This window comes from Rhodoferax sp. (genome assembly GCF_030653815.1).
In the GTDB taxonomy this organism is placed as follows: Bacteria; Pseudomonadota; Gammaproteobacteria; order Burkholderiales; family Burkholderiaceae_C; genus Rhodoferax.
This window is the reverse complement of sequence record NZ_JAURYQ010000042.1, coordinates 80,247-105,789: the sequence shown is the minus strand read 5'-3', so window position 1 is coordinate 105,789 and position 25,543 is coordinate 80,247. Positions and strand designations below refer to the sequence as shown.

Sequence of the window (25,543 nt, the reverse complement as noted above, 5' to 3'; positions counted from 1 at the left end):
TGTTCTTGATCAACTCTCGCTTATGCGGCCGTTATTAAAGACTTCCTTAAAAAACTAACTTAAAAGTAAATCGAAAGAATAATCAAATTATGAAAACTTGTATTAAAAACTGTCGCTCTTGTGGTTCTTCAAACATTGAAGCTGTATTTGATCTTGGTGAGCAGATGCTTTCTGGAGTTTTTCGTTCGGCAAATCTCGACGATATCATTTCTGGGCCTCTGACTCTCGTAAGATGCGATAACTGTCAGTTGGTACAGTTACAACATTCTTATCCATTAGATGAGATGTACAATGAAGGTTACGGATATCGCTCAGGTCTTACCGCTTATATGAGTCAACATCTTAAGAAAATTCTCGACTTTGCAATTGAGAAAATATCTTTAAAAAAGGGTGACTATGTATTGGATATTGGTTCCAATGATGGGACTCTTTTGCATCAGTATTCTGATGATATGTATCATCGGATTGGTATTGATCCTGTGGCCAAAAAATATTTGGATTTGTATCCAAAAGATGCCAAAGTCGTAACCGATTTTTTTACAAAAGAAAGCTATTTTTCTGTAGCTTCTGAAAGAGCTAAAGTCGTGACATCCATTTCAATGTTTTACGATTTAGAGAAACCTGTTGAATTTGCCAAAGCTATCGCAAGTGTTCTTTCTTTTGATGGTGTCTGGGTTTTTGAACAAAGCTATCTTCCGGCAATGTTGCGAACTAATTCGTACGATACCATATGTCATGAACATTTAGAATATTACTCTCTGACCGCCATTCAGTATATTCTTCAGCAGGCTGGAATGACCATCATAGACGCTTCTCAAAATGAGGTCAATGGTGGAAGCATAAGGTTAGCCGCTGTTCATGAGTCAGGTCCATTTGCTGATAAGATCTCTTCGGAGGCAACTTGGCTTATAGAGCAAGAAAAAAACCATGACATTTACTCCAAAAATTCCTTTGAAAGTTTTCAAGAAAATGTGCAAAGACAAAAGCTCGATTTGGTAAGGCTTCTCCAAGAACTTAAAAAGTCGGGAAAAACGGTGATTGGTTACGGAGCCTCAACCAAAGGAAATGTCATCTTGCAGTACTGTGGTATCGGACCTGACCTGTTGCCGTTTATAGGTGATATCACTCCATTTAAAGATGGGGTGTTTACTCCAGGATCAAAAATCCCAGTCATCTCAATGGAAAAAGCCAAAGCTTTGAAACCGGATTATTTTTTGGTTTTACCTTGGGCTTTTAGAAGCGATATTCTGTTACGTGAAAAAGAAACTATCTACAACGGAACTAAATTCATTTTTCCATTGCCCTTTGTTGAAATTGTAAGTTGATTTGACCTGCGCCTCCCCATAAATAGTACCTCTTGTTTCTAAAAGAAGTCCATGATTCTATACAACTCTAGCGCCCACAGCATTCGCTGCGCTGAATCGTCAGTTAGCAGCAAATTAGCACAACACCAAGACATATGCAAGTATCGACTAACCTTGCGAAATCCGTTTTAAAAAATCGGGATTGGGGGCTAGATAGATTATGAAAACTTATGATAATTTGAATCTGGTAAGTGTTGTTGTAATAACTTACCAGCATGAAAAATACATTAGACAATGCTTAGATAGTATACTAATGCAAAATATCAATTTTTCTATTGAAATTATTATTGGAGACGATTGTTCAACAGATCAAACGACAGAAATTATAAAAGAATACCAACAAAGAGTACCTCATATAATTAAACCAACCTTAAGATCCGTTAATGTTGGAGCAACAAAAAACCAATATGATTGTTTTTTAAAATGTACAGGAAAGTACATCGCTATTTTAGATGGCGACGATTTTTGGACAGATAACGAAAAGCTAAAAACTCAAACAAATTTTCTAAAAAACAATAGAAACTACATCGCTTGCACACAACGATACAATGTTGTTGATCAGGACAATAATGTTATACAAGAAACATATAGCGGTCCGGGTAGACCTGAAAGTGGTGACTATACAATAAACGATTTCACTAAATACATCTACTATGGCCATCCTGGCACGCTTGTCTTCAGAAACATATTTTTAGAGCCGCAGTATGATTATACGATCATTACTAAGGCAGACAGATTTATATGTGACATAACATTATGTTTAATTCTTACATGTCTCGGAAAAATCTACGTGTCTGATGATGTTATGACTAGTTATAGGAGTTTTCAAGTAAAAGGGGGAACAAACTGGTCTTCATCTATCACGAAAAAAAATCAAATGCTTGATAGAATTAAGTTTCTGAAAATGCTTGAGCTATATTGTCGCGAAGAATTTAAGCGAGAAATAAGACATGAAGATCGAATGCCTTACTATGTGTGGTGGTCAATTCTTTATATTATCAGATATCCGTCGTCGCATAATTGGAGATGTCTTAAAGATATCTATAGCTTGTCAAATGACAAAAAGAAAGTGTATGTATACATATTTAAGCAAGTGCCTAAACTGCCAACGATGATAACGAATTTTATAAGAAAGAAAATGTTTATAAATCAACAAATGCGCAGAACGAAGACTTGAGGAAACTCTACAAAAGTCCTCCAGAATTTGTTAAGGAAAACATACCACATCTCTTGCTGAATATGGCCTAGTTGATATAAAAATCATAGCATGAAGTTTTACACCAATCAGCCTAAGGTCGCTTTTTCTCTGTGCAACCGCAAGACCCGCAAAGCTATCTTTCTTGACGAGATTGGTCGCGTTGTTCCTTGGGCGCGTTTGGTTGACCTGATTGCACCGCACTACCCTGCAGGCCACACCGGACGGACACCGTTTGCACTGGAGACAATGCTGCCTGCGCATTTCCTGCAGCACTGGTTAAACTTGTCTGTTCCGGCGATGGAAGAGGCCTTCTTTGACACGCCGCTGTACCGCGAGTTTGTAGGCTTGGATGACAACGTGCGCTTGCCCGATGAGAGCACCATCTTGCGTTTCCGCCATCGGCTGGAAAGGCATGATTTGGCTGACAAGATACTCGCTGAGGTCAGTGCGATTCTTACTGAGCGCGGTTTGCTGCTCAAACAAGACAGCGCTGTCGATGCCAACCTGATTGCCGCACCTAGCACAATAAGCAAAGGCAAGTCCCGAGACCCCGAGATGCACTCCAGTCAAAAGGGTATCCAGTGGTATTTCGGAATGAAGGCGCATATTGGTGTCGATGCCGACTCTGGGCTGGTGCATACGGTGCGCTGCACCAGTGGCACTGAACATAGCATCACCCAGGCACACCGGTTGTTGCAGGGACAAGAGAAAAACGTCTGGGCTGATGCCGGCTATCAAGGTGTTGAAAAACGCCCTGGTGCTGACCCCGCTGTGACCTGGTACGTGGCCATGCGCCCAGTCAAGCGCAAAAATCTCAAGCACGCCAGTGAGATGGGGGAGTTGCTGGACAAGGTCGAAAAGCTCAAGGCTGGCATTTGCACCAAGGTAGTACATCCGTTTCGGGTGATCAAGCGTCAGTTCCCACACATGAAAACCCGCTACCGGGGCCTGAAGAAAAACACGGCGCAGATTGCCGCGCTCTTTGCTCTGTCCAATTTGTGGATGGCACGTCATGATTTGATGGGAGCGCGAACATGAGTGCGTCCAAGTTGGGCCAGGAAGGTTAAAGCGGGGTACGAAAAAACCCACAAACCACGGAAAACGGAATGACTATGATGATGAGTGCGATAACACATCTGTCTTTTAGATATCCAGACCGTCCTTAAATATTATAAGTTAATCAGCGGGTAAACGATCTTCAATATTGAACAAAGTATTAAAAGAGAATTGGCAGTAATGCCCATATTAATTCAAATATTGTATATTTTCTCTTTGATGGAAAAATTAACTAAAAAAATGTGGCAGCTAGATGCCAATAAATATATACGAAATGACAGTAAAAAAATTTTCCCTTAGCATATTTGAGAGCTTATCATGGAGTTTTTTATCTAGATTCATTGGCAATATAAGTCAGTTTGTAATTTATTTACTTCTTGCACGAATTTTGAAGCCATCAGATTTTGGTATAGTGGCCTCACTAGCAGTATTTATTAATATTTGCAACATGTTCGCAACCGCCGGTCTTGGATCAGCAAATATACAAAATAAAAGATCGGGTAATGATGGATATCCCACTATTTTTTACACAAGTGTTTTATTGTCTTTTTTCTTTTATTTCGTTATTTATATAAGTGCGCCATATGTCAGTAATTTTTTTGACTACACTGATTTGTTAGTTGATTACTTAAGAGTATACGGTCTTACTATATTATTTACAGCCATTAATGCTTTACAGATAAGTGAATTATCTAAAAATCTCGAATTTAAAAAAATATTTTTCTGCTCTACAGTTCCAACATTAATATCCGGAAGCGTTAGTATTTACCTAGCCTACGCTGGTTTTGGTATTTATTCATTAATTATTAATACTGGACTTACAAGTTTAATTAGTATTATATTCTGTGCATATTTTTATATTCCATTCCCAAAGTTGAGTTTTAATTTTAATATTGCTCGTGGGTCTATGGCATATTCAAGCAATATGTTTCTCGCAAGTGTTTTGGACGAAATTTATAGATCATCAACCATCATCGCAGTGGGTAAATTTTATAATAGCCAAACTTTGGGGTTTTTTAATATGGGAAGACAGATACCTGCTTTTGTTTCATCGACAATGAATGCAACAGTTGCCACCGTATTTTTCCCAATATTTTCAGGATTACAAGATGATATACCTAAAGGTAAGGAATTATTGAGAAAATCGATTAGAACAATGAACGTATTATTTTTTCCAATTTCATGCCTCACAATTTTATTGGCAGATGATATGGTAAATATTCTTTTGACGGATAAATGGCTTCCAAGTGTTATTTATTTAAAAATTTTCGCTATAATTTATGGCTTGCATCACATATCTAGTACTGCATCGTATTACGTTAATGCACTAGGACATAGCTTAGCAACGTTGAAGTTTGAGATTTTAAAGAAAACAATAGGATTTCTTACTATAGCGCTGACTATATCCCATGGTGTTGAATTTCTTCTCTGGGGGATGCTTTTTGTTGCGATAGTCTCGATATTTATTAACGCAGTTCCCAGTAGAGAATATATAAAATATTCTTTCAAGGAGCAAATGAGTGATACTTTGCCAACATTATATATTAATTCTTTTTTATATATTTTATTTTCAATAATAATATTTAAATATGAAAATAATATCGTCATGTCAATAGGTATTGGATTCGCTTATATAATAACATATTCAGTAATAATATTTGGATTTAGACTCAAGGTCATTGACGATTGGAAACATATTTACTTGGGTAATGTCCGTAATTCTTGATGTGCGCCCTTTTGGTTACATATCTATGGTACAAACCCGCACGTCACTTTTTCCCTTCAGGGCGGATGAGTGTGCAACAAGTCTGGTCGGATTACGTTCATTTCTATTGGTAACTATTTTGAACCTAGTTCTCACCTCAATAAGACTCATAAACTCGTGTTCCTGGAGCAGATCGAACAAGTCGTGTCATGGGCTACCAAAAACAAAGACAAATCCCGAGATGCACTCCAGTCAAAAGGGTCTCCAGTGGTATTTCGGAATGAAAGCGCATATTAGTGTCGATGCCGACTCTGGGCTGGGGCACATGGTGCGCTGCACCAGTGGCACTGAACATGACATCACCCAGGCACACCGGTTGTTGCAGGGACAAGAGAAAAACGTCTGGGCTGATGCCGGCTATCAAGGTGTTGAAAAACGCCCTGGTGCTGACCCCGCTGTTACTGATGAGCGCGGTAACACATCTGGGTTTTAGTTACTCAAACCGTCCCTACTTCTCTGGATAGTATACTCGGCAGTGAATAAAATACGTAATTTGTTGTGTTTGAATTCAATTTTATTCTTAGGTGTTAATCTTCATTAATTCAAATCAAAATTAATAATTTACGAGAAAATATAATGATACGGTACGGGCAACAAGACATTACACAAGCTGACATCGATTCGGTCGTTTCAGTGCTTAAATCGGTTAATCTCACCCAAGGGCCTAACATCCCACTTTTTGAGCAGAGCGTACTCGATCACACTTATGCGAAACATGCGGTGGCTGTCAACAGTGCTACCTCTGCTTTGCATATTTCCTGCCTAGCATTAGGTCTAGGCCCTGGAGACAGGCTTTGGACCACTCCGAATACATTTGTTGCATCTGCCAATTGCGCCTTGTATTGCGGCGCCCAAGTTGACTTTGTAGACATTGACCCACGCACTTACAACCTCTGCCCCCTGGCGCTCGAAGCGAAACTCATCGAAGCCGAGAAGGTCGGCTGCCTGCCCAAAGTGGTCATCCCGGTGCACCTTGCAGGCCAACCCTGCGACATGGCCGTCATTCACGCGCTGGGCCAGCGATATGGCTTCAAAATCATTGAAGACGCCTCGCACGCCATTGGTGGCAAGTACAAAGGAGAACCCATTGGCAATGGCCGCTATAGCGACATCACAGTCTTCAGCTTTCACCCAGTTAAGATTATCACCACCGCCGAAGGCGGCATGGCCCTGACCAACAGCGCCGAACTCGCCACCCGCCTGGACCTGCTGCGCAGCCACGGCATCACCCGCGACCCAGCGCTCATGACCGAGCCCATGCACGGCCCCTGGTATTACCAGCAGGTGGTGCTGGGCTTCAACTACCGCATGACTGACATGCAGGCCGCACTCGGCGTGAGCCAAATGACACGCCTGACCGACTACGTCAAACGCCGCCACACCATCGCTCAGCGTTACAACGAACTGCTGGCCGACTTGCCGCTCACGCTGCCTTGGCATCACCCCGACAGCTACAGTGCCTATCACCTGTATGTGGTCCGCCTTCAGCTGGACAAAATCAGCGCCACCCACCGCCAAGTGTTTGAAGCCCTGCGAGCAAAAGACATCCTGGTCAACCTGCATTACATCCCGGTGCACACCCAGCCCTACTACCAACAAATGGGTTTCAAACAAGGTGACTATCCGCAAGCCGAGCAGTACTACCGCGAAGCCATCAGCATCCCCATGCACGTCAACTTGACCGATCCGGAATTGCAGTTTGTGGCCAGCTGCCTGCGCGAGGCCATGGGCCTATGAGGCTGGCGGTGATCCCAGCGCGTGGCGGCAGCAAACGCATCCCGCGCAAAAACATCAAAGCCTTTGGCGGCTTGCCCATGATCGCGTGGTCGATTCGTGCCGCCATTCAAAGCCAATGTTTTGACCGCCTCATCGTCAGCACCGACGATGAAGAAATTGCCGCAGTCGCCAAAGAGCACGGCGCAGACGTGCCCTTTGAGCGTCCTGCCAATCTGTCGGACGACCACACAGGAACCATCCCGGTCATTGCTCACGCGATCGACTGGCAAAACCTGCACGGACCAGCGGCCACGCAAGTCTGCTGCATCTACGCTACTGCCCCCTTTGTTCAAGCCGCTGACCTGCAGCGCGGCCTGCAAGCGCTTCAAAGCACGGATGCTGACTACGCGTTTTCCGTTACCAGCTACGCCTTCCCCATCCAACGTGCCATACGCATCACCGCAGAACAACGGGTCGAAATGTTCCAGCCCGAACACTTCAACACCCGATCACAAGACCTGGCAGAAGCCTGGCACGACGCGGGCCAGTTTTACTGGGGCCAAGCTCAAGCCTGGCTGGAGGGCAAACCGCTGTTCAGCCAAGGCTCAGCACCTGTGCCGTTGCCACGTCATCGCGTTCAAGACATCGACACACCAGAAGACTGGGAACGTGCCGAATGGATGTTCAAGGCCATGCAACACGCCAACAAGACCACTCCCCCAAAGGCCAACGACTGATGCACATCGCATTCCGCACCGATGCATCGCTGCAAATCGGCACAGGCCATGTCATGCGCTGCCTTACGCTGGCCGATGCCCTGCGCGAGCGCGGTGCACAAAGCACCTTCATTTGCCGCCCGCACGCCGGCCACTTACAAAACTTGATCCACCAGCGCGGCCACTCAGCGACAGCGCTGGCCCCTGCAGACGATGCATTTACCGCCCCCACAGACCCAAGCCATGCCCAATGGCTGGGCACCGACTGGGCCCGCGATGCCGAGCAAACCCGACAAGCCCTGGGGGGCCAAGTGGTGGATTGTCTGGTGGTGGACCATTACGCGCTGGACCGCCGCTGGGAACAAGCCCTGCGCCCGCACACCCGAAGCATTCTGGTGATTGACGATCTGGCAGATCGACCCCACCAATGCGACCTGCTGCTCGATCAGAACCTGGGGCGCCGGCCCGAGCACTACAATGAATTGGTTCCCCCACACTGCCAGGTGCTCACCGGTTCGCATTACGCCGTGTTGCGCCCTGAATTCTCGGCCTTGCGTGCGTACAGCATGGAGCGCCGTAAGACGCAGCCGGCCTTGCGCCAGTTGCTGATAACGATGGGCGGTGTCGATCAACCCAACGCCACCGGAAAAGTGTTGCAAGTCCTAAAAACCTGCGCTTTGCCGAGAGAAAGCCGGATCACCGTGGTCATGGGGCTGACAGCGCCCTGGTTGGAAAGCGTTAAGGAGTTGGCAGCACAAATGCCATGGCCTACAGCAGTGGTGGTCAATGTCAATGACATGGCCCAGCGAATGGCCGACAGTGATCTGGCGATTGGTGCTGCGGGTAGCACCTCGTGGGAGCGGTGCTGTTTGGGGCTGCCGTCAATACTGGTGATCCTTGCTGACAACCAGAATAGCTCTTGTGCTGAGCTAGGCGCTGTAGGTGCAGCCGAGATTATTGGAAAACTGGAACACGTAGAAAAACGATTGCCGGATCAATTGTCGTCATTTCTCGCAATACCTCACTCACTTAAAATCTGCTCAGATGCGGCGTCGAGTATTTGCAATGGAACAGGTGCTACGTTTGTAGTCGATGAAATTTTAACTTGCGCCACTTCGGTGCACTAGATTAGGGGCAATATATGAGCATCGAAATAAAACTTAGATCCCTTGAGTTAGCTGATATTGATAGTGACTATTGTCGTTGGTACGAAAATGATGATGGTCATCTTAACTTCTTTACTGGCAGTGGACGAATATTCAGTCATGATGTTCTAGTGAAAGACTTCGAGGAGGGTTTGAAAACCGGCAAATGGTTCTATTACCTTATTGAAAGTGACTCTGGTGAAAAAATTGGTAATGTAAAGATTGGGCCAATAGATATAAAAAATAAAACATCTGATCTTGTTTGCTTACTTGGCAATCGAAATTACCTTGGTAAAGGTATTGCAACGAAAGCAATCGCAATTGCCAATTTAATTGCTTTTCAAACGCATGACATTCGCCGTCTGCATGGTGGTATGTATGCTAGCAATATCTCCTCAATAAAGGCGTACACAAGGGCCAATTGGTTTATCGAGGGCACATTTAAAGGCTTCTACTGGATGAATGGTGTAGCAGAGGATAGAGTTTGTGTCGCGTGTCTAAATCCCAATTACTTTTCGACCGAATCGAGTATCCAAGCATGAATCCGCAGTTATCGATCGCTGGACGCAACATTGGCCTTGATCACCACCCCTACGTCATCGCCGAAATGTCCGCCAACCACAACGGCAACATTGAAACCGCTTGCAAACTTATTGAGGCTGCCAAACAGGCCGGTGCTGATGCCGTCAAAATGCAAACTTACCGCCCTGACACCATCACGCTGGACTGTGACTCTGATGACTTTCGCATTCACGGCGGCCTGTGGGACGGTCGCACGCTGTTTGACCTTTACCAAGAGGCTCACATGCCGTGGGAGTGGCACGCGCCGCTGTTTGCGCACGCCCGCAAACACGGCATCACCATCTTCAGCTCGCCGTTTGACAACACTGCCATCGACCTGCTGGAAGACCTGAACGCCCCAGCCTACAAAATCGCATCGTTTGAAGCGGTAGACCTCCCGCTGATCAAATACGCTGCCAGCACGGGCAAGCCCATGATCATATCCACCGGTATGGCCGATGCTGAAGAGATTCAGGAAGCCATCGACGCCGCGCGCGAAGGCGGCTGCAAGGAGCTCGCCATCCTCCACTGCGTGAGCGGCTACCCCGCCCCGGCAGAAGACTACAACCTGCGCACCATTCCCGACATGATCGAGCGCTTTGGCTTGGTCACGGGCCTGTCAGACCACACCTTGGACAACACCACGGCCATCACCAGCGTGGCCATGGGGGCCAGCATCATCGAAAAGCACTTCACTCTGGACCGTAGCGGCGGTGGGCCGGACGACAGCTTTTCGCTGGAACCCACTGAATTGGCGGCACTTTGCCAAGGCGCTAAAACTGCATGGTCAGCATTGGGACGTGTTGACTATGGTTGCAAATCTAGCGAGCAAGGAAATGTGAAATTCAGAAGATCACTGTACTTTGTTAAGGACATGCAGGTGGGGCAAGTTATTACTGTAGATTGTGTTCGCAGTGTGCGACCTGGATATGGTTTGCCGCCTAAATATTTAAATGAAGCTTTAGGTAGACAAGTCTCTTCAAATGTTAGGTATGGAACACCGCTCTCGTTTGATCTTATTAAAAAAATGGAAAATAAATGAGCAAATTTGATGTAAAAGATAAGATTGATGCACTTATATATAAAACTTACAATATACTAAGCGAAATAATATATTATTTAGACTTTCCCGCTAAAAAAGTTTTAAAAAAAAATATAGATTTTCGAAACATTCACAATGGAGAGCGATGCTTCATACTAGGCACAGGACCTTCACTTAATGACTTAAAAGTCGACGAATTGGACGCCCTAAGAAGTGAAGTCATTTTTGGCGTAAATTCACTATATAAATCAGAAATAGTTTCAGGTATCAATCCAAACTATTATGCATTGATGGACAATTTATATTGGGAGCAATGGAACCACACCTTCAAAGAAGTAGTGGAGAAATACAAAAAAAAGCCACCAATCTTTGTCACAGATATTAGAGCTAAGAAAATTTTAGACAATCTTCAAATAAATATCCCTAGCATCTATATTTATTCAAAAAAATATCCTGTATCAACGATGTCTGAAAAAATTGATGAAAACATATATGGAGCCATGAATGTAATATCTTTTTCAATTTTAACAGCTATTTATATGGGCTTTAAAGAGATATATCTTTTGGGTTGCGATTATAGTGCATTCTGCACGGCCGGAAAAGGGCACTGTTACGATGATAAATCAGAAGTCTCGCAGGTAAATTATAATTTGGCATTTTATCTTAAGTTTTATTGGATAACAACGGAATTCCATTACTTGGTTGCAAAATTGGCCAGAGAAAAGGATGTTAAAGTTATAAACCTTACCCCTGAAAGTCTTTTAGATGCGTACCCAAGGATGGATATAGGGCAAGTGCTGTAATTAAGTAAAGACATTTAATGTGTTCGCAAATTAATTAGAGCAATGAAAAAAATCGCTTTTGATACTTCCTTCCTGTGCCTTTTGATGGTCGCCTTCGCTTTTCAGACGCCAATAACAATTGCTGCATCTTATATAATTGCTTTAGTATATATAATCAACGAAAGAAAATATATATCCATTAATAAAGTTGACGCATTAGTTTTTAGTGGGGCCGCGTTAATATGCTTGCCCGCTGCGGCAAGCCTTAATCATGGGATTGCACCGATTTTTTATTTAGCTGTCGCCCCTATAATATTTATTGCAGCACAGCAATTGAGTAAAAAGGATCATGGGCATATTTTACTTTGTCTTAAATACTTTTACTGGATTTTTGTTTTCGCTATCGCAATTGGTCTTGCAGCGCACTGGGGTGACCCGGAACCATTTGAGTTGATGATTCCTGGTGCCGGCGGAAATGGTCTTCCTAGCTATTTAATAGTAGTTCAAATCGGTTACTCACTTACAAGTTACCTAAAATTTAACCGCCTACCTATCGCTTCATCGATCGCCACTTTGCTCGTTGCATTTTTTGGGTTAGGTCGAGGATCGATATTAATCGGCGCACTAATCTTAATATTCAGCATTTTCGTCAATGCTAGTACATCAAAATCAGACAGAAAAATCACGATCCGCTTTGTAGGGATAATTGCACTACTTCTTTCTGTGTATCTCTATAGCAATTATGAGAAAATTGGTTCTGCATTAGAACTGCTAATTGAACAATCAAAGTTTTCTCAAGGCGTCTTCGACGAGTCTAGGGGCCAAATTATTGCTGATTATATGAATAAAATTAATGAATGGACGCTTATATTTGGAGCAAGCTATGATAATACATCTATAGCTCACTACTTTGATGGCAATCCTCATAACTCTTTTATACGTGTTCATTCGTTTTATGGAGTTGCAGGTTTAATTTTTGTTTTGACCACACCAATTTTTATTGCCATTTCAAATAGACTCGTTACACAAAAGATCGTGGCGATATGTCTGATCTTCTTCGCTTGGATCAGGGCGACTACAGAACCAATATTTTTTCCTAGTACTTTAGATTTTTTCTATTTATTCTATTTTTTTATATTTTTTCGTTTCGCACAACAAAAACAGAAGCAATTAAGAATAGCATGTTTACAAAATTAAAGAGCTTTCTCTCCAAGATTCTGAAAAAAGCGCGACTCTCATCGATACGTTATTCAAATGTTGATCCAACCTCAAAGATAGAATCAGGTACGTCTTTTTTTTCATCTACTATGGGTAGGTATAGTTTTTGCGGTTACGATTGTGATATTTATTATGCAAACATTGGGAGTTTTACTTCAATCGCAAATCAAGTTGTTATTGGTGGTGCGAGTCATCCAATGGATTGGGTTGGGATGTCACCAGTTTTTTATGCTGGTCGAGATAGTATCAATAAAAAATTTTCTAAGTATACATTAGACACGCCGCTTAATACGACTATTGGCAATGACGTTTGGATAGGTCGATCGGCAATTATCATGTCAGGTGTGAGAATTGGAAATGGAGCTGTTATTGGTGCAGGTGCCATCGTTGCAAAAGATGTGCCGCCCTATGCAATTGTTGCAGGGAATCCGGCTAAATTGATTCGATATAGATTTTCTTCTGATCTGGTTTCCGCACTGGAGGATTCAAAGTGGTGGCTCCTTGATGAACAAAGTCTTAACTATCTGGCCAAATATATAAAAAATCCTGAACAATTCATCTCTGAATTTCGCGATTTGTTTGAAAACCAAGATAATGAAAAAATGAAAAAGTAATGAAGACACTTCAACCTACAACAATGTGCACTAAGTGCATCATGGATTTATCTGACCAAAATGTCACTTTCGATGATCGTGGGTGGTGTGATTACTGCAACAACTTTGAAGAGTTGATTAAGCCGAATTGGAATACTGATTCCGAAGGTGAGCGCCGGTTGGCACAAATGGCTGATGCAATACGCCTAGCAGGAAAAGGCAAGGACTTCGATTGCATTATCGGTCTGAGCGGTGGACTCGACAGTTCCTACGTAGCCTATGTGGCCAAAGAGAAAATGGGCTTGCGACCTTTGCTCTTCCACGTTGACGCAGGTTGGAATACTGACCAAGCCGTTGGCAACATCGAAAAACTTGTCGATGGCTTGGGCTTGGATTTGTATACGGATGTGGTGAACTGGGAAGCCGTCAAGCGCATGCAGGTGGCTTTTTTGCGGGCTGGTATTCCAGACCAGGACCTTGTGCAGGATGCGGCCTTTTTTTCCGGCCTCTACAAGTTTGCCCGCAAATACAAGATCAAGCACATTATCACAGGCTCCAATTTCTCGACCGAATGTTGCCGCGAACCGGAAGAATGGGGTGGTTATTTGGGCATCGACAAAACTCTATTTGGTGATATTTGGAAAAGATTTGGTGACGGCAAACCCAATGATGAGTTTCCACTGGTGGACATTCTGGTTTACAAGCTGTGGTATCAAAAAGTGCTGGGCATGAAGGTGTATCACCCGTTGAACTTGGTGCCCTATGTCAAGAAGGATGCCGAGGATGAGTTGGAACGCCACTTTGGTTGGCAGCGCTTTCTGCACAAGCATCACGAGTCGCGCTTCACTCGGTTCTATGAAGACTATTGGTTGCCACGCCGTTTTGGCTACGAAAAGCGCCGCGCTCACTTCTCCAGCTTGATCATGACGGAGCAGATGACACGCGACCAAGCGCTGGATCGGATTTCGCGCCCAGAGATGGATGAGCACTTTCTCACGCAGGAGTTTGAATATGTGGCGCACAAGTTGGGCTTGACGGTGGATGAGCTGCAGCAATTGTTTGATATGCCCAAAAAGACATTTCGGGAATACAAAAACAAACGTGACTTGATCAGATTGGGTACCAATGCACTGAGATGGTTGGGTCTGGAAAAGAGGCATTTTCGATGATCAAGCTGGTGGACTACGGGGTAGGGAACATTCAGGCCTTTATGACGTTGTTCAAGCGCATGGGGTTGGACGCACAGCGCGCTCAAACACCGCAAGAACTTGAAGGTGCGACGCGCTTGGTGTTGCCGGGCGTGGGACACTTTGACCACGCGATGCTGCGGCTCAATGAATCTGGCATGCGGCCAGCCCTTGAGGCAACGGTGCTGAGCAAGTGCGTGCCTATTATGGGTGTGTGTGTTGGTATGCAAATGTTGGCGGCTGGCTCTGATGAAGGCACGTTGCCTGGCCTGAACTGGGTGCCTGGACGCGTAAAGTCCTTTGCGAGCAACTCGCTTGCCGCCAGTTTGCCTATGCCCCACATGGGCTGGAACAACTTGCAGCCCACTGCAGGTGCCGAGCTGTTCAAAGAAGGGTTTGACGAAACTCCGCAGTTTTACTTTTTGCATTCATATTATTTTGATGCGCAAGACAAGGCCGACGTGGCCGCTACGGCGCACTATGGTTTTGACTTTGATGCCGTGGTATCGCATGGGCACATTCATGGAGTGCAATGCCACCCCGAGAAAAGTCATCATTGGGGTGCGCAGCTGTTAAAGAACTTTGTGGTATCTTGACCCATGCTACGTCCGCGAATCATTCCTTGTTTGCTGATCCACCAAGGTGGGCTGGTTAAAACGCAGGGTTTTAAAGACCCCAAGTATGTAGGCGACCCGATCAACGCTGTAAAGATCTTTAACGAGAAAGAGTCGGACGAATTGATTGTGCTGGACATCGATGCCACGGTTCTTGGCCGTGAACCCGATTTTGGTTTGATTGCCAAACTGGCCGCAGAGTGCCGCATGCCGCTGTGCTACGGCGGTGGCGTCAAGACTGCGGATCAGGCGGCACGAATTGTGGACATGGGGGTGGAAAAAGTGGCTGTGAGTGCTGCTGCCATCGCCAACCCGGCACTGTTGTCCGAGATGGCAGCAGCAGTTGGACGACAATCGGTGGTGGTAGTGGTGGATGTGCGTAAAAGATCCGGGCTGTTTTCCAAGGAATATGAGGTTTGCACCAACAACGGTAAAACGGTCCATAAAACCGACCCTGTTGCCTTGGCCAAGCAGTTGCAAGACGCAGGCGCGGGTGAAATCGTGATCAATTCGATAGACCGCGATGGTTTCATGCAAGGTTACGACTTGGACTTAGCCAGCCAATTCAGGGCGGTGCTTAAAGTTCCCTTGACAATCATGGGCGGCGCTGGCTCTCTGGAGCATGTGGGCCACTTGGTGTCCAGCTTAGGGGTAGTGGGTGCTGCCGCGGGCAGCTTGTTTGTATTCAAAGGCAAGTATCGTGCGGTACTGATTAACTACCCAACGCCCGCACAAAAATACCAGTTATGTCGCGATGCCTTAGAAATTTAGGAAATGACAATATGTTTACCAACCAAGTGCTATTAATTACCGGTGGTACCGGTTCTTTCGGCAATGCCGTTCTCCGCCGGTTTCTTGATTCTGAACTGCGAGAAATACGCATACTAAGCCGCGATGAGAAAAAGCAGGACGACATGCGAAAGCGGTATCACCATGCCAAACTGAAGTTTTACATTGGTGACGTGCGCGACTCGGACAGTGTGCGCACCGCCATGCGTGGGGTGGACTATGTGTTTCATGCGGCTGCTCTCAAGCAAGTGCCATCATGCGAGTTTTACCCGTTGCAGGCGGTCAAAACTAATGTGCTGGGCACAGAGAATGTTTTGGAGGCCGCTATTGCGCACGGAATCAAGCGGGTGATTTGCCTGAGCACTGACAAGGCGGTGTACCCCATCAACGCCATGGGCATCAGCAAGGCCATGATGGAAAAGGTGGCGGTGGCCAAGTCGCGTGAGAGTGATACCACCACCATTTGTGTCACCCGTTATGGCAATGTGATGGCATCGCGCGGTTCGGTGATTCCGCTGTTTGTAGATCAAATTCGTGCCGATAAGCCGCTCACGATTACCGATCCCAACATGACGCGCTTCATGATGACTTTGGACGACGCGGTTGACTTGGTCCTGTACGCTTTTGAGCACGGCAACCCCGGTGATATTTTTGTACAAAAGGCCCCAGCGGCCACCATTGGCACGCTGACCGAGGCGCTAAAGGCTTTGTTGAATGTGCCAGCGCATCAGGTCAACACCATCGGCACACGCCATGGCGAAAAGCTGTATGAGGCACTGCTAAGCCGAGAAGAAATGGTGGCAGCCCAAGACCTCGGCAATTATTACCGTGTGCCACCCGACTTGCGTGACTTGAACTACAGCAAGTTTGTGGAGCAAGGTGAGCAAAAAATATCGCAGGCCGAGGATTACAACTCGCACAACACCACCCGGTTGGATTTGCATGGAATGAAGGCGCTGCTAATGAAGCTGCGCTTTATGCAAGCCATCGCTCGAGGTGAGGCAGCTGTGACTGAGGAATAGCATCATGAAGGTACTGATTACCGGGGCCAATGGCTTCGTCGGCAAAAATCTGCAGTTGCATTTGTCTGAGCGCAAAAACGTGCAAGTAGTGTGCTTCACGCGTGGCGATGAGTTGGCCCAACTGCCCGTGCTGCTACAGGGGGTGGACTTCGTGTTTCATCTGGCTGGCGTCAACCGGCCACAAGACCCGACTGAATTTGTGTCGGGGAATTTAGGATTGACGCAGGCACTGTGTCAGGCCGTGCGCGCAGTAGTAGCAGCCACAGGTAGAAAGGTGCCCGTTGTTTACACCTCATCCACTCAGGCTGACCGCGACAACGCCTATGGCGCTAGCAAACTAGGTGCTGAAAATGCTTTATTTGCAATGCAGCGTGAGTACCACGTGCCGGCGCATATTTTCCGGCTGCCCAACGTGTTTGGCAAATGGTGCAAGCCCAACTACAACTCGGCCGTGGCGACGTTTTGCCACAACATTGCGCGCCGCTTGCCTATACAGATCAACGACCCGACCGCACCGGTCACGCTGGTGTATGTGGATGATGTGATCGAACGCTTTCTGCAATTGATGGACGGCATCGATGCAACCGCAGATGCCGCGGGCTTTGCTACTGTCGCGCCGCAATACACCACGACAGTGGGTGAGCTGGCCCGCCAGATTCAGGCTTTTAAAGACAGCCGCGACACGCTTATGACCGAGCGCGTCGGCACCGGGCTGGTTCGGGCGCTGTATGCCACCTATCTGAGCTATCTGCCGTCGGAGCTGTTTGCCTACACCCTAGCTCAACATGCAGACGCGCGTGGTGTGTTTGTCGAGATGTTGAAAACATCGGATTGCGGACAGTTCTCTTACTTTACCGCCGTGCCCGGCATTACTCGTGGCGGCCATTATCACCATAGCAAGACCGAGAAGTTTTTGGTGATCAAAGGCCAAGCACGATTTAAGTTTCGACACATGCAAACCGGCCAGACGCATGATCTGGTGACTAGCGGTGACAAGCCAGAGGTGGTTGAAACCGTGCCGGGCTGGACACATGACATTACGAATATTGGCACGGATGAGATGATTGTGATGCTCTGGGCCAACGAGGTGTTTGACCGCGCGCGACCCGATACGTTTGCTTGCCCAGTGTAAGAAAAAACATGAAAAAACTTAAAGTCTTGACAGCGGTAGGCACCCGTCCGGAAATCATTCGCCTGTCGCGCGTGCTGGCGCGACTGGACGAGCATTGCGAACACACCTTGGTGCATACCGGGCAAAACTACGACTACGAACTCAACCAAGTTTTCTTTAACGACCTGGGCGTGCGCAAACCAGACTACTTTTTGAATAGCGCTGAATGCAGCAGTGGTGCGGCTCACACCATTGGCAACCTGATCATTGCAGTGGACAAGGTGCTCGCTGAAGTGCAGCCTGAGGCCATGTTGGTGCTAGGTGATACCAACAGCTGCCTGTCGGTCATTCCGGCCAAGCGCCGCAAGATTCCGATCTTTCACATGGAAGCAGGCAATCGCTGCTTTGACCAGCGCGTGCCTGAGGAAACCAACCGCCGCATCGTCGACCATACGGCTGATGTGAACCTGACCTACAGCACCATTGCGCGCGACTACCTGCTGCGCGAGGGCTTGCCACCGGATCTGGTCATCAAGACCGGCAGCCCGATGTTTGAGGTGCTGACGCACTATCGGCCGCGCATCGAAGCGTCTGACGTTCTGGAGCGCCAGGGGTTGACGGTCGAGGGCTACTTTGTGGTGAGTGCGCACCGTGAAGAGAACATTGAATCGGCCCAATCATTCACCAAGCTTGTGGCGGTGTTGAACGCAGTGGCTGAAGACTATGGCCTGCCAGTGATTGTGTCCACGCACCCGCGCACGCAAAAGCGCATTGACGCAACCGGCGCCATCTTTCACCCGCAGGTGCGACTGCTTAAACCGCTGGGCTTTCATGACTACAACAAGCTGCAACTCTCGGCGCGTGCGGTGTTGTCAGATAGTGGAACCATCAACGAAGAGTCGTCCATCATGAACTTTCCGGCGCTGAACCTGCGCGAGGCGCACGAGCGGCCCGAGGGCATGGAAGAAGCCGCCGTGATGATGGTGGGGCTGGAGGTGGAGCGTGTGCGTCAGGGGTTGGCGATTTTGGCCACGCAGCCGCGCGGAGCCGACCGCACCGAACCGCATGGCATCCGCCAAGTGGCTGACTACAGCATGCCCAATGTCTCTGACAAGGTGCTGCGCATCATCCACAGCTACACGGACTATGTGAACCGTGTGGTGTGGAAGCAATACTGAGACGACAGACGCGTGAAAATTCTGATCGTCAGTCAATACTTCTGGCCCGAAAACTTCCGAATCAATGATCTTACGCAAGAGCTCATGCAGCGTGGGCACAGTGTGACGGTGTTGACGGGCATTCCCAATTACCCGGCCGGGCGTGTGTTTGACGCGTACCGACAGGACCCCAAGGCATTTGAACAATACAGCGGAGCCCGGGTGTGGCGGGTTCCCATGTTGGCGCGGGGCCAAGGTGCAGTGCGCTTGTTTTTGAATTACCTGAGCTTTGTTCTTGGGGCCTGCCTACATGGGCCATGGTGGTTGCGGGGCCAACAAGCGGATGTCATCTTTGTTTTTGAGCCATCACCTGTGACGGTGGGCCTGCCAGCTATCTTGCTTGGCCGGATCAAGGGTACGCCAGTTGTATTCTGGGCGTTGGACTTGTGGCCGGAAACGTTGGCTGCAATTGGGGTTGTGCGCTCTCCAAGGGTATTGGGCTGGATCGGGCATTTGGTGAAGTTCATTTATGAGCGCTGCACCTTGGTGCTGGGTCAATCGCACGCCTTTCTGGCGAGCATTGCCAAGTATTGTTCAGACGCCCAGAAGATTCGCTATTTCCCAAGCTGGGCGGAAGAGATTTTTAATCAGCCTGATTTGGTGCCAGCGCCTGAGGTACCCGTGCTGGATGGCGTGTTCAATGTGCTTTTCGCTGGCAATATTGGTGAGGCGCAGGACTTACCTGCTGTTCTGGACGCTGCCGAGTCGTTGAAGCACAACGCCGCCATCCGTTGGCTGATTGTGGGCGATGGGCGAAAGTCTGGCTGGCTTCTAGAAGAGGTGGCGCGCCGTGGATTGCAGGGTAACGTGCTGTTATTGGGTCGTTTTCCCGTGGAGCGCATGCCGTCTTTTTATGCGCATGCGGATGCGCTGCTGGTGTCGTTGAAAAAAGACCCGGTGTTCAGCATGACCATTCCAGGCAAGGTGCAGTCTTACCTGATGGCGGGTGTCCCACTTTTGGGAATGCTCGATGGTGAGGGTGCAAAGGTCATCACAGAGGCGAATGCTGGCCTGGTTTGCGCAGCGGGTGATTCGGGCGGGCTTGCCGCAGCGGTACTTCAGATGGCGGCCATGCCTGCTGATCGACGGCTTCAGCTTGGTGCGAATGGCCATGCTTTTGCACAGAAAGAGTTCGGTCGCGGGCTGCTGATGGACCGATTGGAAGAGCTGCTGCATGAAGCAGCAGACATCTATAAGAAAACAAAGGAGACGGCGTGATTTTGGTTACCGGTGGAACAGGCTTTGTTGGTAAAGAAGTCGTCCAGCGCTTGCTGGCTGACGACGAGTTGCAGCGGGTGGCGGTGGCTGTGCGTAAAGGTGGGCAGCCGTGGCCAGGGCAGGTGCTACCCCGCGTGACAGGTGACTTGGAACCCTCTACCGGCTGGTCGATTGCGCTTGAGGGCGTGTCCGCTGTGGTGCATTGCGCCGCACGGGTCCACGTCATGCACGACACCGAGGCCGATCCGCTGACTGCGTTTCGTGTCGTCAACGTTGAAGGCACCTTGAATCTTGCCCGCCAAGCTGCAGCCACAGGGGTAAAGCGCTTTGTATTCATTAGCTCGGTCAAGGTGAATGGCGAGTCCACACATCCCGGGCAAGCGTTCAATGAATCCAATGCACCCAACCCGCAAGATGCCTACGGACAGAGTAAGCATGAGGCCGAACAGGGGCTACGCCAGCTGGCTGTGGACACCGGCATGGAGGTGGTCGTAATCCGCCCGCCGCTGGTGTATGGTCCCGGTGTGAAGGCCAACTTTGCCGCCCTCATGCGCGCCGTGCAGCGCGGCTGGCCCTTGCCGCTGGGTGCGGTGCACAACCAGCGCAGCTTGGTGGCCCTTAGCAATTTGGTGGATTTCATCATCACCTGCATCACCCACCCCCAAGCGGCCAACCAGACTTTTTTAGTGAGTGATGGGCAAGACCTGTCCACCACCGAGCTGGTGCGTGGCATGGCGCACGCAGCCGGGGTGCCCGCACGTTTTCTGCCAGTGCCGGTGTGGGCGATGCAAGCGGGGGCAACGCTGCTGGGCAAGGGCGATGCAGTGCAAAGGCTTTGTGGGAATTTGCAGGTTGATATTTATAAGGCGCGTAAGCTTTTGGGATGGGTGCCGCCGGTTTCGGTTGAAGAGGGGTTGATACGGGCTATGGGGGGTCATGGATTGCCGCGCTTCGCTCGCAATGACGGCAGAAATGCGCGATGACGATATCAGACAGAAATGAAAAGACTATTTGATTTGATGCTGGCGGCTTTGGCTGGGTGCTTCTTGCTGATGCCTGTGCTGGCGGTTGCGGCGTTGGTGCGCTTGACGTCCAAAGGTCCAGCCTTGTACTGGTCTGACCGGGTGGGGCGCAACAACACCATTTTCAAAATGCCCAAGTTCCGCAGCATGCGGGTGGGCACACCTGCGGTGGCTACCCACTTGCTGGCAGACCCCAAGGCGCACCTGACACCGATTGGTTCCTTTTTGCGCAAGAGCAGCCTGGACGAGCTGCCACAGTTATGGAGCATCTTGATGGGCGACATGAGTTTTGTGGGGCCGCGTCCTGCCCTGTTTAACCAACACGATTTGATTGAGTTGCGTACGAAAAGAGGCGTTCATGCCTTAGTTCCAGGGTTAACCGGGTGGGCACAAGTGAATGGTCGGGATGACCTGCCGATTCCCCAAAAGGTGGACCTGGACGCGGAGTACTTAGTACGCCAAAACTTCTGGTTTGATATCAAGATTTTGTGGATGACCCTCTTGAAGGTGGTTCAACGTGACGGGGTGTCGCACTGATGGGCAAGACCAGGCTAATGATCTTGGGGGCCGGTGGCCACGGCAGGTCGGTTGCTGAGGCTGCAGAATTGACTGGAGTATTTCAAGTTATTGGTTTTCTGGATGACTCACTGCCTGCTGGTGAGCGCGTATTGGGTTATCCATTGCTTGGGGCTGTTGAAAGTATGCCATTGCACCGAGAGGTTTGCGATCAAGGCATCGTGGCTATCGGCAATAACTTTGTGCGTGAAGCTTTGATGAAGCAGATGGTTAATGTTGGCATCGAATTGGCTACGGTCATTCACCCTAGGGCCTTTCTGTCGCCTCGTGCATTAGTCGGGCATGGGACTGCTGTGATGGCAGGAGCGATTGTGGGTACCGAAGCCCAGTTGGGTGTGGGGGCTATTGTGAACTGTGGTGCAGTGGTAGATCACCATGCGCAAGTTGAGGATTTTGGGCATCTGGGGGTGAACGCTTGCATGGCTGGCGGCTCAGTGCTGGGTCGGGGCGCATGGATGCAAGCGGGCTCTTCTCTAGGTTATGGTGTTTCCGTGACTGCGGGATCCATTTTGCAGCCAGGGGTTGCATTGAAAAATTGTTAAAGAAATCAAGGTGGTTTTGAATCCAATTCTCGTCACAGACGGTAACGGCTTCATTGACGCAAATGTCGTGTTCGACTGGATCGCTGGTTCCGGTAAACCGGCGATCAATCTTGACATCTGCAAGTCGCTGCAGTGGTATCTAAACACCCAGGAGTGGGTGAAGAACGTGCGGAGAGCGAGCTAATGGTGCCTGCCCCGAAGAGATTGTCTTCAGGCAAGGTTGGATTGATACTGAGCAGTGTCATAAGTTGGCGAATCCCTGTGCAAAACAGTGGATGGTCAATATTTACTCAATTTGATTAATGGCTGATATTTAATAGAATTTATGCAAATCTCAATTGCTCTTGCTACATTTAACGGTTCGAAATATCTAAATGATCAATTAATAAGTCTAGCCTGTCAAAAATTGCTTCCTTATGAGGTCATTGTTGTAGATGATGGTTCTACTGATGAAACTTTGGAAATTGTCAAGAACTTTGCTTCTAACGTTTCATTTCCAGTGCGTATTTATAAAAATGAAACCAAACTAGGCTATGGATTGAATTTTCTAAAGGCTGCTGGTTTTTGTAGTGGGGATGCTATTGCATTTTGCGATCAAGATGATGAATGGTCGCCAGATAAGCTAGTGCGAGTTGTTGAAGCCATAATGGTGCACAAAGCTGATTTTGTTGTGCATTCGGCAGAAGTAGTTAACGAGACCTTGAATTTTACCGGCTCACGATATCATGATATCGTAAAAGATAATATTTTTGGTTCAGAAATATTACGAGAAAAATTCTATCCTGGCTTTGCAATTTCTATCACAAAAAGATTTTTTACAAACTTAAAAAAAATAACTATGCAACAAGGATTTTTTGTTGATGCACATGATGAATTTATCTGTGAACATGCAGAACGCGGGTGGCGCCGTTATGAAATATCTAAGAGTTTGGTTAATTACAGACAGCATCAGTCCAATTTAATTGGTTATCATGATGCGATCAAGAAGCAGAGGGTTGCATGAAATATAAAGTTATACAAACTTCATTTCCCGAGGTGCTCATTCTTGAACCTCCTGAACTAGCGCAAGATGAAGTAGGATTAAGTTTCAATTTATCGGAATTTCAGAAAATAACTAATTCAGATTTTCGATTCGTTCAAGATAATCACAGTAGATCGGTTCAAGGCGTTTTGCGTGGACTACATTATCAAATTCAAAATGCTCAAGGTAAACTGGTCCAAGTCATCGATGGTGCTGTATTTGATGTGACTGTTGATATTCGTCCATCTTCACCGAATTTCGGCAAATGGTTTGGTGTCGAGTTATCGTCAGAAAATCGTCGTCAACTATGGATTCCTCCAGGTTTTGCTCACGGATTTTTAGTGATGAGTGCATCAGCAGATTTTTTATATAAAACTACTGATTACTATTCGCCCGAGCATGAGCGTTGCATTTATTGGAATGACCCGACGATTGGTATTAAATGGCCATTGCAGAATGAACCTTTAGTTTCGTCTAAGGATGCAGTAGGTAAATTGCTGTCGGAAGCTGAATGTTACTAAATTTTTCGTAAAAATACTGGTAGTTCTCAGGAGTGGTGCAGCGAGCCAATTTCGAGATCGGACTTTAGCACCCGAAGGCCAACCTCAATATCAGCCAGACTTTTATAACGCTGCAGCACATCTGCTGCCGGCCTGTTCCGAACAAGGTCAAGGTGGATGTGGAATACGTGCAGCGCCAGTCCATATGGTTTGACATTCGCATCCTGTAGCTCACCTTTGTCAAGGTGCTGCGACGCTATGGGGTGTCGTACTGATCAAGCCACCAAGTTAACGGACGCTTGAAACGTACTTACTTCAGCCCTGCAGCAATCCGCAATGCCTGCGCCTTGTCCGTGCGCTCCCAGGTGAACTCGGGCTCTTCACGACCAAAGTGGCCATAAGCGGCGGTCTTTTGATAGATCGGGCGCAACAGGTCTAACATTTGGATAATGCCCTTGGGGCGCAGGTCAAAATGCTCGTGAACCAGTTCCGCGATCTTGTCGTCAGGGATCACGCCAGTGCCTTCGGTGTACACGGTCACGTTCATGGGCTTGGCCACGCCAATGGCGTAGGCCACCTGAATCTGGCATTGCCGGGCCAAACCGGCTGCCACAATGTTTTTAGCCACATAGCGAGCGGCGTAGGCGGCTGAGCGGTCGACCTTGCTGGGGTCTTTGCCGCTGAATGCACCGCCACCGTGCGGGCAAGCGCCGCCATAGGTGTCCACAATGATCTTGCGCCCGGTCAGACCGCAATCGCCCTGCGGGCCACCCACCACAAAGCGACCGGTCGGGTTGATCAAATACTTGGTGTCAGCGGTCAGCCATTCTTTGGGCAACACGGGTTTGATGATGTCTTCGATCACTGCCTCAATGAAGGCGGGCCTCATCGTAAGGCCGTTGCTCATCTCGGGGCTGTGCTGGCTCGACAGCACCACCGTGTCGATGCTGTGCGGCTTGCCGTCCACGTAGCGCATGGTGACCTGGCTTTTGGCGTCTGGCCGCAAAAAAGGCAGGTGACCGTTCTTGCGCAACTGTGCCTGGCGCTCCACCAGCCGGTGTGCGTAGTAGATGGGGGCTGGCATGAGTTCGGTGGTCTCGTTGCAGGCATAACCAAACATCAGGCCCTGGTCGCCGGCGCCGATGTTCAGATGGTCGTCGCTGGCATGGTCAACGCCTTGGGCGATGTCATTGCTTTGTTTGTCATAGGCCACCAGCACGGCGCAACCTTTGTAGTCGATACCGTACTCGGTGTTGTCATAGCCAATGCGCTTGAGGGTGTCGCGTGCCACCTGGATGTAGTCCACATGCGCATTGGTGGTGATTTCACCGGCCAGCACCACCAGCCCGGTGTTGCACAAGGTTTCGGCGGCAACGCGGGACTTGGGGTCTTGCTGGAAGATTGCGTCGAGAATTGCGTCAGAAATCTGGTCAGCCACCTTGTCGGGGTGGCCTTCTGATACGGACTCGGAAGTAAAGAGGAAATCGTTCGCCATGATTTAAAGTTCCAATAAGCAGTTCAAACATCGCGCTGCTTGAGCTTGGAGGCTTCGGCGAACGCTTTAGCAG

At 48.1% G+C, this 25,543-nt stretch carries 25 protein-coding genes and 1 pseudogene; 25 read left to right on the top strand and 1 reads right to left on the bottom strand.

Annotated elements, in window-relative coordinates; all coding sequences use genetic code 11:
• The first annotated feature begins 89 nt into the window (after nt 1-89).
• The 25 genes and pseudogenes from Q7U49_RS16520 to rfbC all read left to right on the top strand — a co-directional run bounded on the left by Q7U49_RS16520 (nt 90) and on the right by rfbC (nt 23,996).
• Entirely contained in the window at nt 90-1,325 is a 1,236-nt protein-coding gene (locus Q7U49_RS16520; protein WP_304766281.1) for a class I SAM-dependent methyltransferase, read from the top strand.
• Nucleotides 1,326-1,524: 199 nt separating this feature from the next.
• Nucleotides 1,525-2,541: a glycosyltransferase gene (locus tag Q7U49_RS16515; RefSeq protein ID WP_304766278.1), complete on the top strand. Its 1,017-nt coding sequence runs from the start codon at nt 1,525-1,527 to the stop codon at nt 2,539-2,541.
• A 90-nt stretch (nt 2,542-2,631) separates the two neighbouring features.
• Nucleotides 2,632-3,600, top strand: a complete 969-nt coding sequence (locus tag Q7U49_RS16510; RefSeq protein WP_304766276.1) for an IS5 family transposase — start codon at nt 2,632-2,634, stop codon at nt 3,598-3,600.
• Nucleotides 3,601-3,871: 271 nt separating this feature from the next.
• Entirely contained in the window at nt 3,872-5,344 is a 1,473-nt protein-coding gene (locus tag Q7U49_RS16505) for a lipopolysaccharide biosynthesis protein (protein ID WP_370654027.1), read from the top strand.
• Nucleotides 5,345-5,549: 205 nt separating this feature from the next.
• Nucleotides 5,550-5,765: pseudogene (locus tag Q7U49_RS16500) on the top strand (transposase); the annotation flags it as partial.
• A 194-nt stretch (nt 5,766-5,959) separates the two neighbouring features.
• Entirely contained in the window at nt 5,960-7,120 is a 1,161-nt protein-coding gene (gene pseC / locus Q7U49_RS16495) for a UDP-4-amino-4,6-dideoxy-N-acetyl-beta-L-altrosamine transaminase (protein WP_304766271.1), read from the top strand.
• 8 nt (nt 7,121-7,128) lie between these two features.
• Nucleotides 7,129-7,836 (top strand): pseudaminic acid cytidylyltransferase, encoded by a 708-nt coding sequence (pseF, locus tag Q7U49_RS16490; protein WP_304766268.1) that lies wholly within the window; start codon nt 7,129-7,131, stop codon nt 7,834-7,836.
• Nucleotides 7,836-8,942 (top strand): UDP-2,4-diacetamido-2,4,6-trideoxy-beta-L-altropyranose hydrolase, encoded by a 1,107-nt coding sequence (pseG, locus tag Q7U49_RS16485; RefSeq protein WP_304766265.1) that lies wholly within the window; start codon nt 7,836-7,838, stop codon nt 8,940-8,942. Before pseF ends, pseG begins: the two co-directional genes overlap by 1 nt.
• A 14-nt stretch (nt 8,943-8,956) precedes the next feature.
• Nucleotides 8,957-9,502, top strand: coding sequence for a GNAT family N-acetyltransferase (locus tag Q7U49_RS16480; RefSeq protein ID WP_304766263.1), 546 nt, complete (start codon nt 8,957-8,959; stop codon nt 9,500-9,502).
• Nucleotides 9,499-10,563: a pseudaminic acid synthase gene (pseI, locus tag Q7U49_RS16475; RefSeq protein WP_304766260.1), complete on the top strand. Its 1,065-nt coding sequence runs from the start codon at nt 9,499-9,501 to the stop codon at nt 10,561-10,563. The genes Q7U49_RS16480 and pseI overlap by 4 nt, the downstream gene beginning before the upstream one ends.
• Nucleotides 10,560-11,366: a 6-hydroxymethylpterin diphosphokinase MptE-like protein gene (locus Q7U49_RS16470; protein WP_304766256.1), complete on the top strand. Its 807-nt coding sequence runs from the start codon at nt 10,560-10,562 to the stop codon at nt 11,364-11,366. Before pseI ends, Q7U49_RS16470 begins: the two co-directional genes overlap by 4 nt.
• A 42-nt stretch (nt 11,367-11,408) precedes the next feature.
• Nucleotides 11,409-12,542: a hypothetical protein gene (locus Q7U49_RS16465; RefSeq protein ID WP_304766254.1), complete on the top strand. Its 1,134-nt coding sequence runs from the start codon at nt 11,409-11,411 to the stop codon at nt 12,540-12,542.
• Nucleotides 12,527-13,177 carry a CatB-related O-acetyltransferase gene (locus tag Q7U49_RS16460; protein ID WP_304766251.1) on the top strand — a complete coding sequence of 217 codons (651 nt, stop codon included), beginning with the start codon at nt 12,527-12,529 and terminating at the stop codon, nt 13,175-13,177. Before Q7U49_RS16465 ends, Q7U49_RS16460 begins: the two co-directional genes overlap by 16 nt.
• Nucleotides 13,177-14,325: an N-acetyl sugar amidotransferase gene (locus Q7U49_RS16455; RefSeq protein ID WP_304766248.1), complete on the top strand. Its 1,149-nt coding sequence runs from the start codon at nt 13,177-13,179 to the stop codon at nt 14,323-14,325. Before Q7U49_RS16460 ends, Q7U49_RS16455 begins: the two co-directional genes overlap by 1 nt.
• Entirely contained in the window at nt 14,322-14,939 is a 618-nt protein-coding gene (gene hisH, locus Q7U49_RS16450; protein ID WP_304766245.1) for an imidazole glycerol phosphate synthase subunit HisH, read from the top strand. The genes Q7U49_RS16455 and hisH overlap by 4 nt, the downstream gene beginning before the upstream one ends.
• A gap of 3 nt (nt 14,940-14,942) precedes the next feature.
• Nucleotides 14,943-15,728, top strand: a complete 786-nt coding sequence (locus tag Q7U49_RS16445) for an AglZ/HisF2 family acetamidino modification protein (RefSeq protein ID WP_304766243.1) — start codon at nt 14,943-14,945, stop codon at nt 15,726-15,728.
• Nucleotides 15,729-15,739: 11 nt separating this feature from the next.
• Complete coding sequence (locus Q7U49_RS16440) at nt 15,740-16,768, top strand: polysaccharide biosynthesis protein (protein WP_304766392.1); 1,029 nt, start codon at nt 15,740-15,742, stop codon at nt 16,766-16,768.
• Between the two features lie 4 nt (nt 16,769-16,772).
• Nucleotides 16,773-17,900: a capsular polysaccharide biosynthesis protein CapF gene (locus tag Q7U49_RS16435; RefSeq protein WP_304766240.1), complete on the top strand. Its 1,128-nt coding sequence runs from the start codon at nt 16,773-16,775 to the stop codon at nt 17,898-17,900.
• 8 nt (nt 17,901-17,908) lie between these two features.
• Nucleotides 17,909-19,057 carry a UDP-N-acetyl glucosamine 2-epimerase gene (locus Q7U49_RS16430; protein WP_304766237.1) on the top strand — a complete coding sequence of 383 codons (1,149 nt, stop codon included), beginning with the start codon at nt 17,909-17,911 and terminating at the stop codon, nt 19,055-19,057.
• 12 nt (nt 19,058-19,069) lie between these two features.
• Entirely contained in the window at nt 19,070-20,314 is a 1,245-nt protein-coding gene (locus Q7U49_RS16425; protein ID WP_304766234.1) for a glycosyltransferase family 4 protein, read from the top strand.
• On the top strand, nt 20,311-21,297 hold the full coding sequence (locus Q7U49_RS16420) for an SDR family oxidoreductase (protein ID WP_304766231.1): 987 nt from the start codon (nt 20,311-20,313) through the stop codon (nt 21,295-21,297). The genes Q7U49_RS16425 and Q7U49_RS16420 overlap by 4 nt, the downstream gene beginning before the upstream one ends.
• Nucleotides 21,298-21,312: 15 nt before the next feature.
• A complete protein-coding gene (locus tag Q7U49_RS16415; protein ID WP_304766229.1) occupies nt 21,313-21,873 on the top strand; it encodes a sugar transferase in 561 nt (186 codons plus the stop codon).
• Nucleotides 21,873-22,454, top strand: coding sequence for an acetyltransferase (locus Q7U49_RS16410; RefSeq protein ID WP_304766226.1), 582 nt, complete (start codon nt 21,873-21,875; stop codon nt 22,452-22,454). Before Q7U49_RS16415 ends, Q7U49_RS16410 begins: the two co-directional genes overlap by 1 nt.
• Before the next feature lie 325 nt (nt 22,455-22,779).
• Entirely contained in the window at nt 22,780-23,457 is a 678-nt protein-coding gene (locus tag Q7U49_RS16405; RefSeq protein ID WP_304766223.1) for a glycosyltransferase, read from the top strand.
• Nucleotides 23,454-23,996 (top strand): dTDP-4-dehydrorhamnose 3,5-epimerase, encoded by a 543-nt coding sequence (gene rfbC / locus Q7U49_RS16400; protein WP_304766220.1) that lies wholly within the window; start codon nt 23,454-23,456, stop codon nt 23,994-23,996. The genes Q7U49_RS16405 and rfbC overlap by 4 nt, the downstream gene beginning before the upstream one ends.
• Before the next feature lie 289 nt (nt 23,997-24,285).
• Here rfbC and metK read toward each other — a convergent pair whose 3' ends face one another.
• Complete coding sequence (metK, locus tag Q7U49_RS16390; protein ID WP_304766217.1) at nt 24,286-25,470, bottom strand: methionine adenosyltransferase; 1,185 nt, start codon at nt 25,468-25,470, stop codon at nt 24,286-24,288.
• Nucleotides 25,471-25,543: the final 73 nt, after the last annotated feature.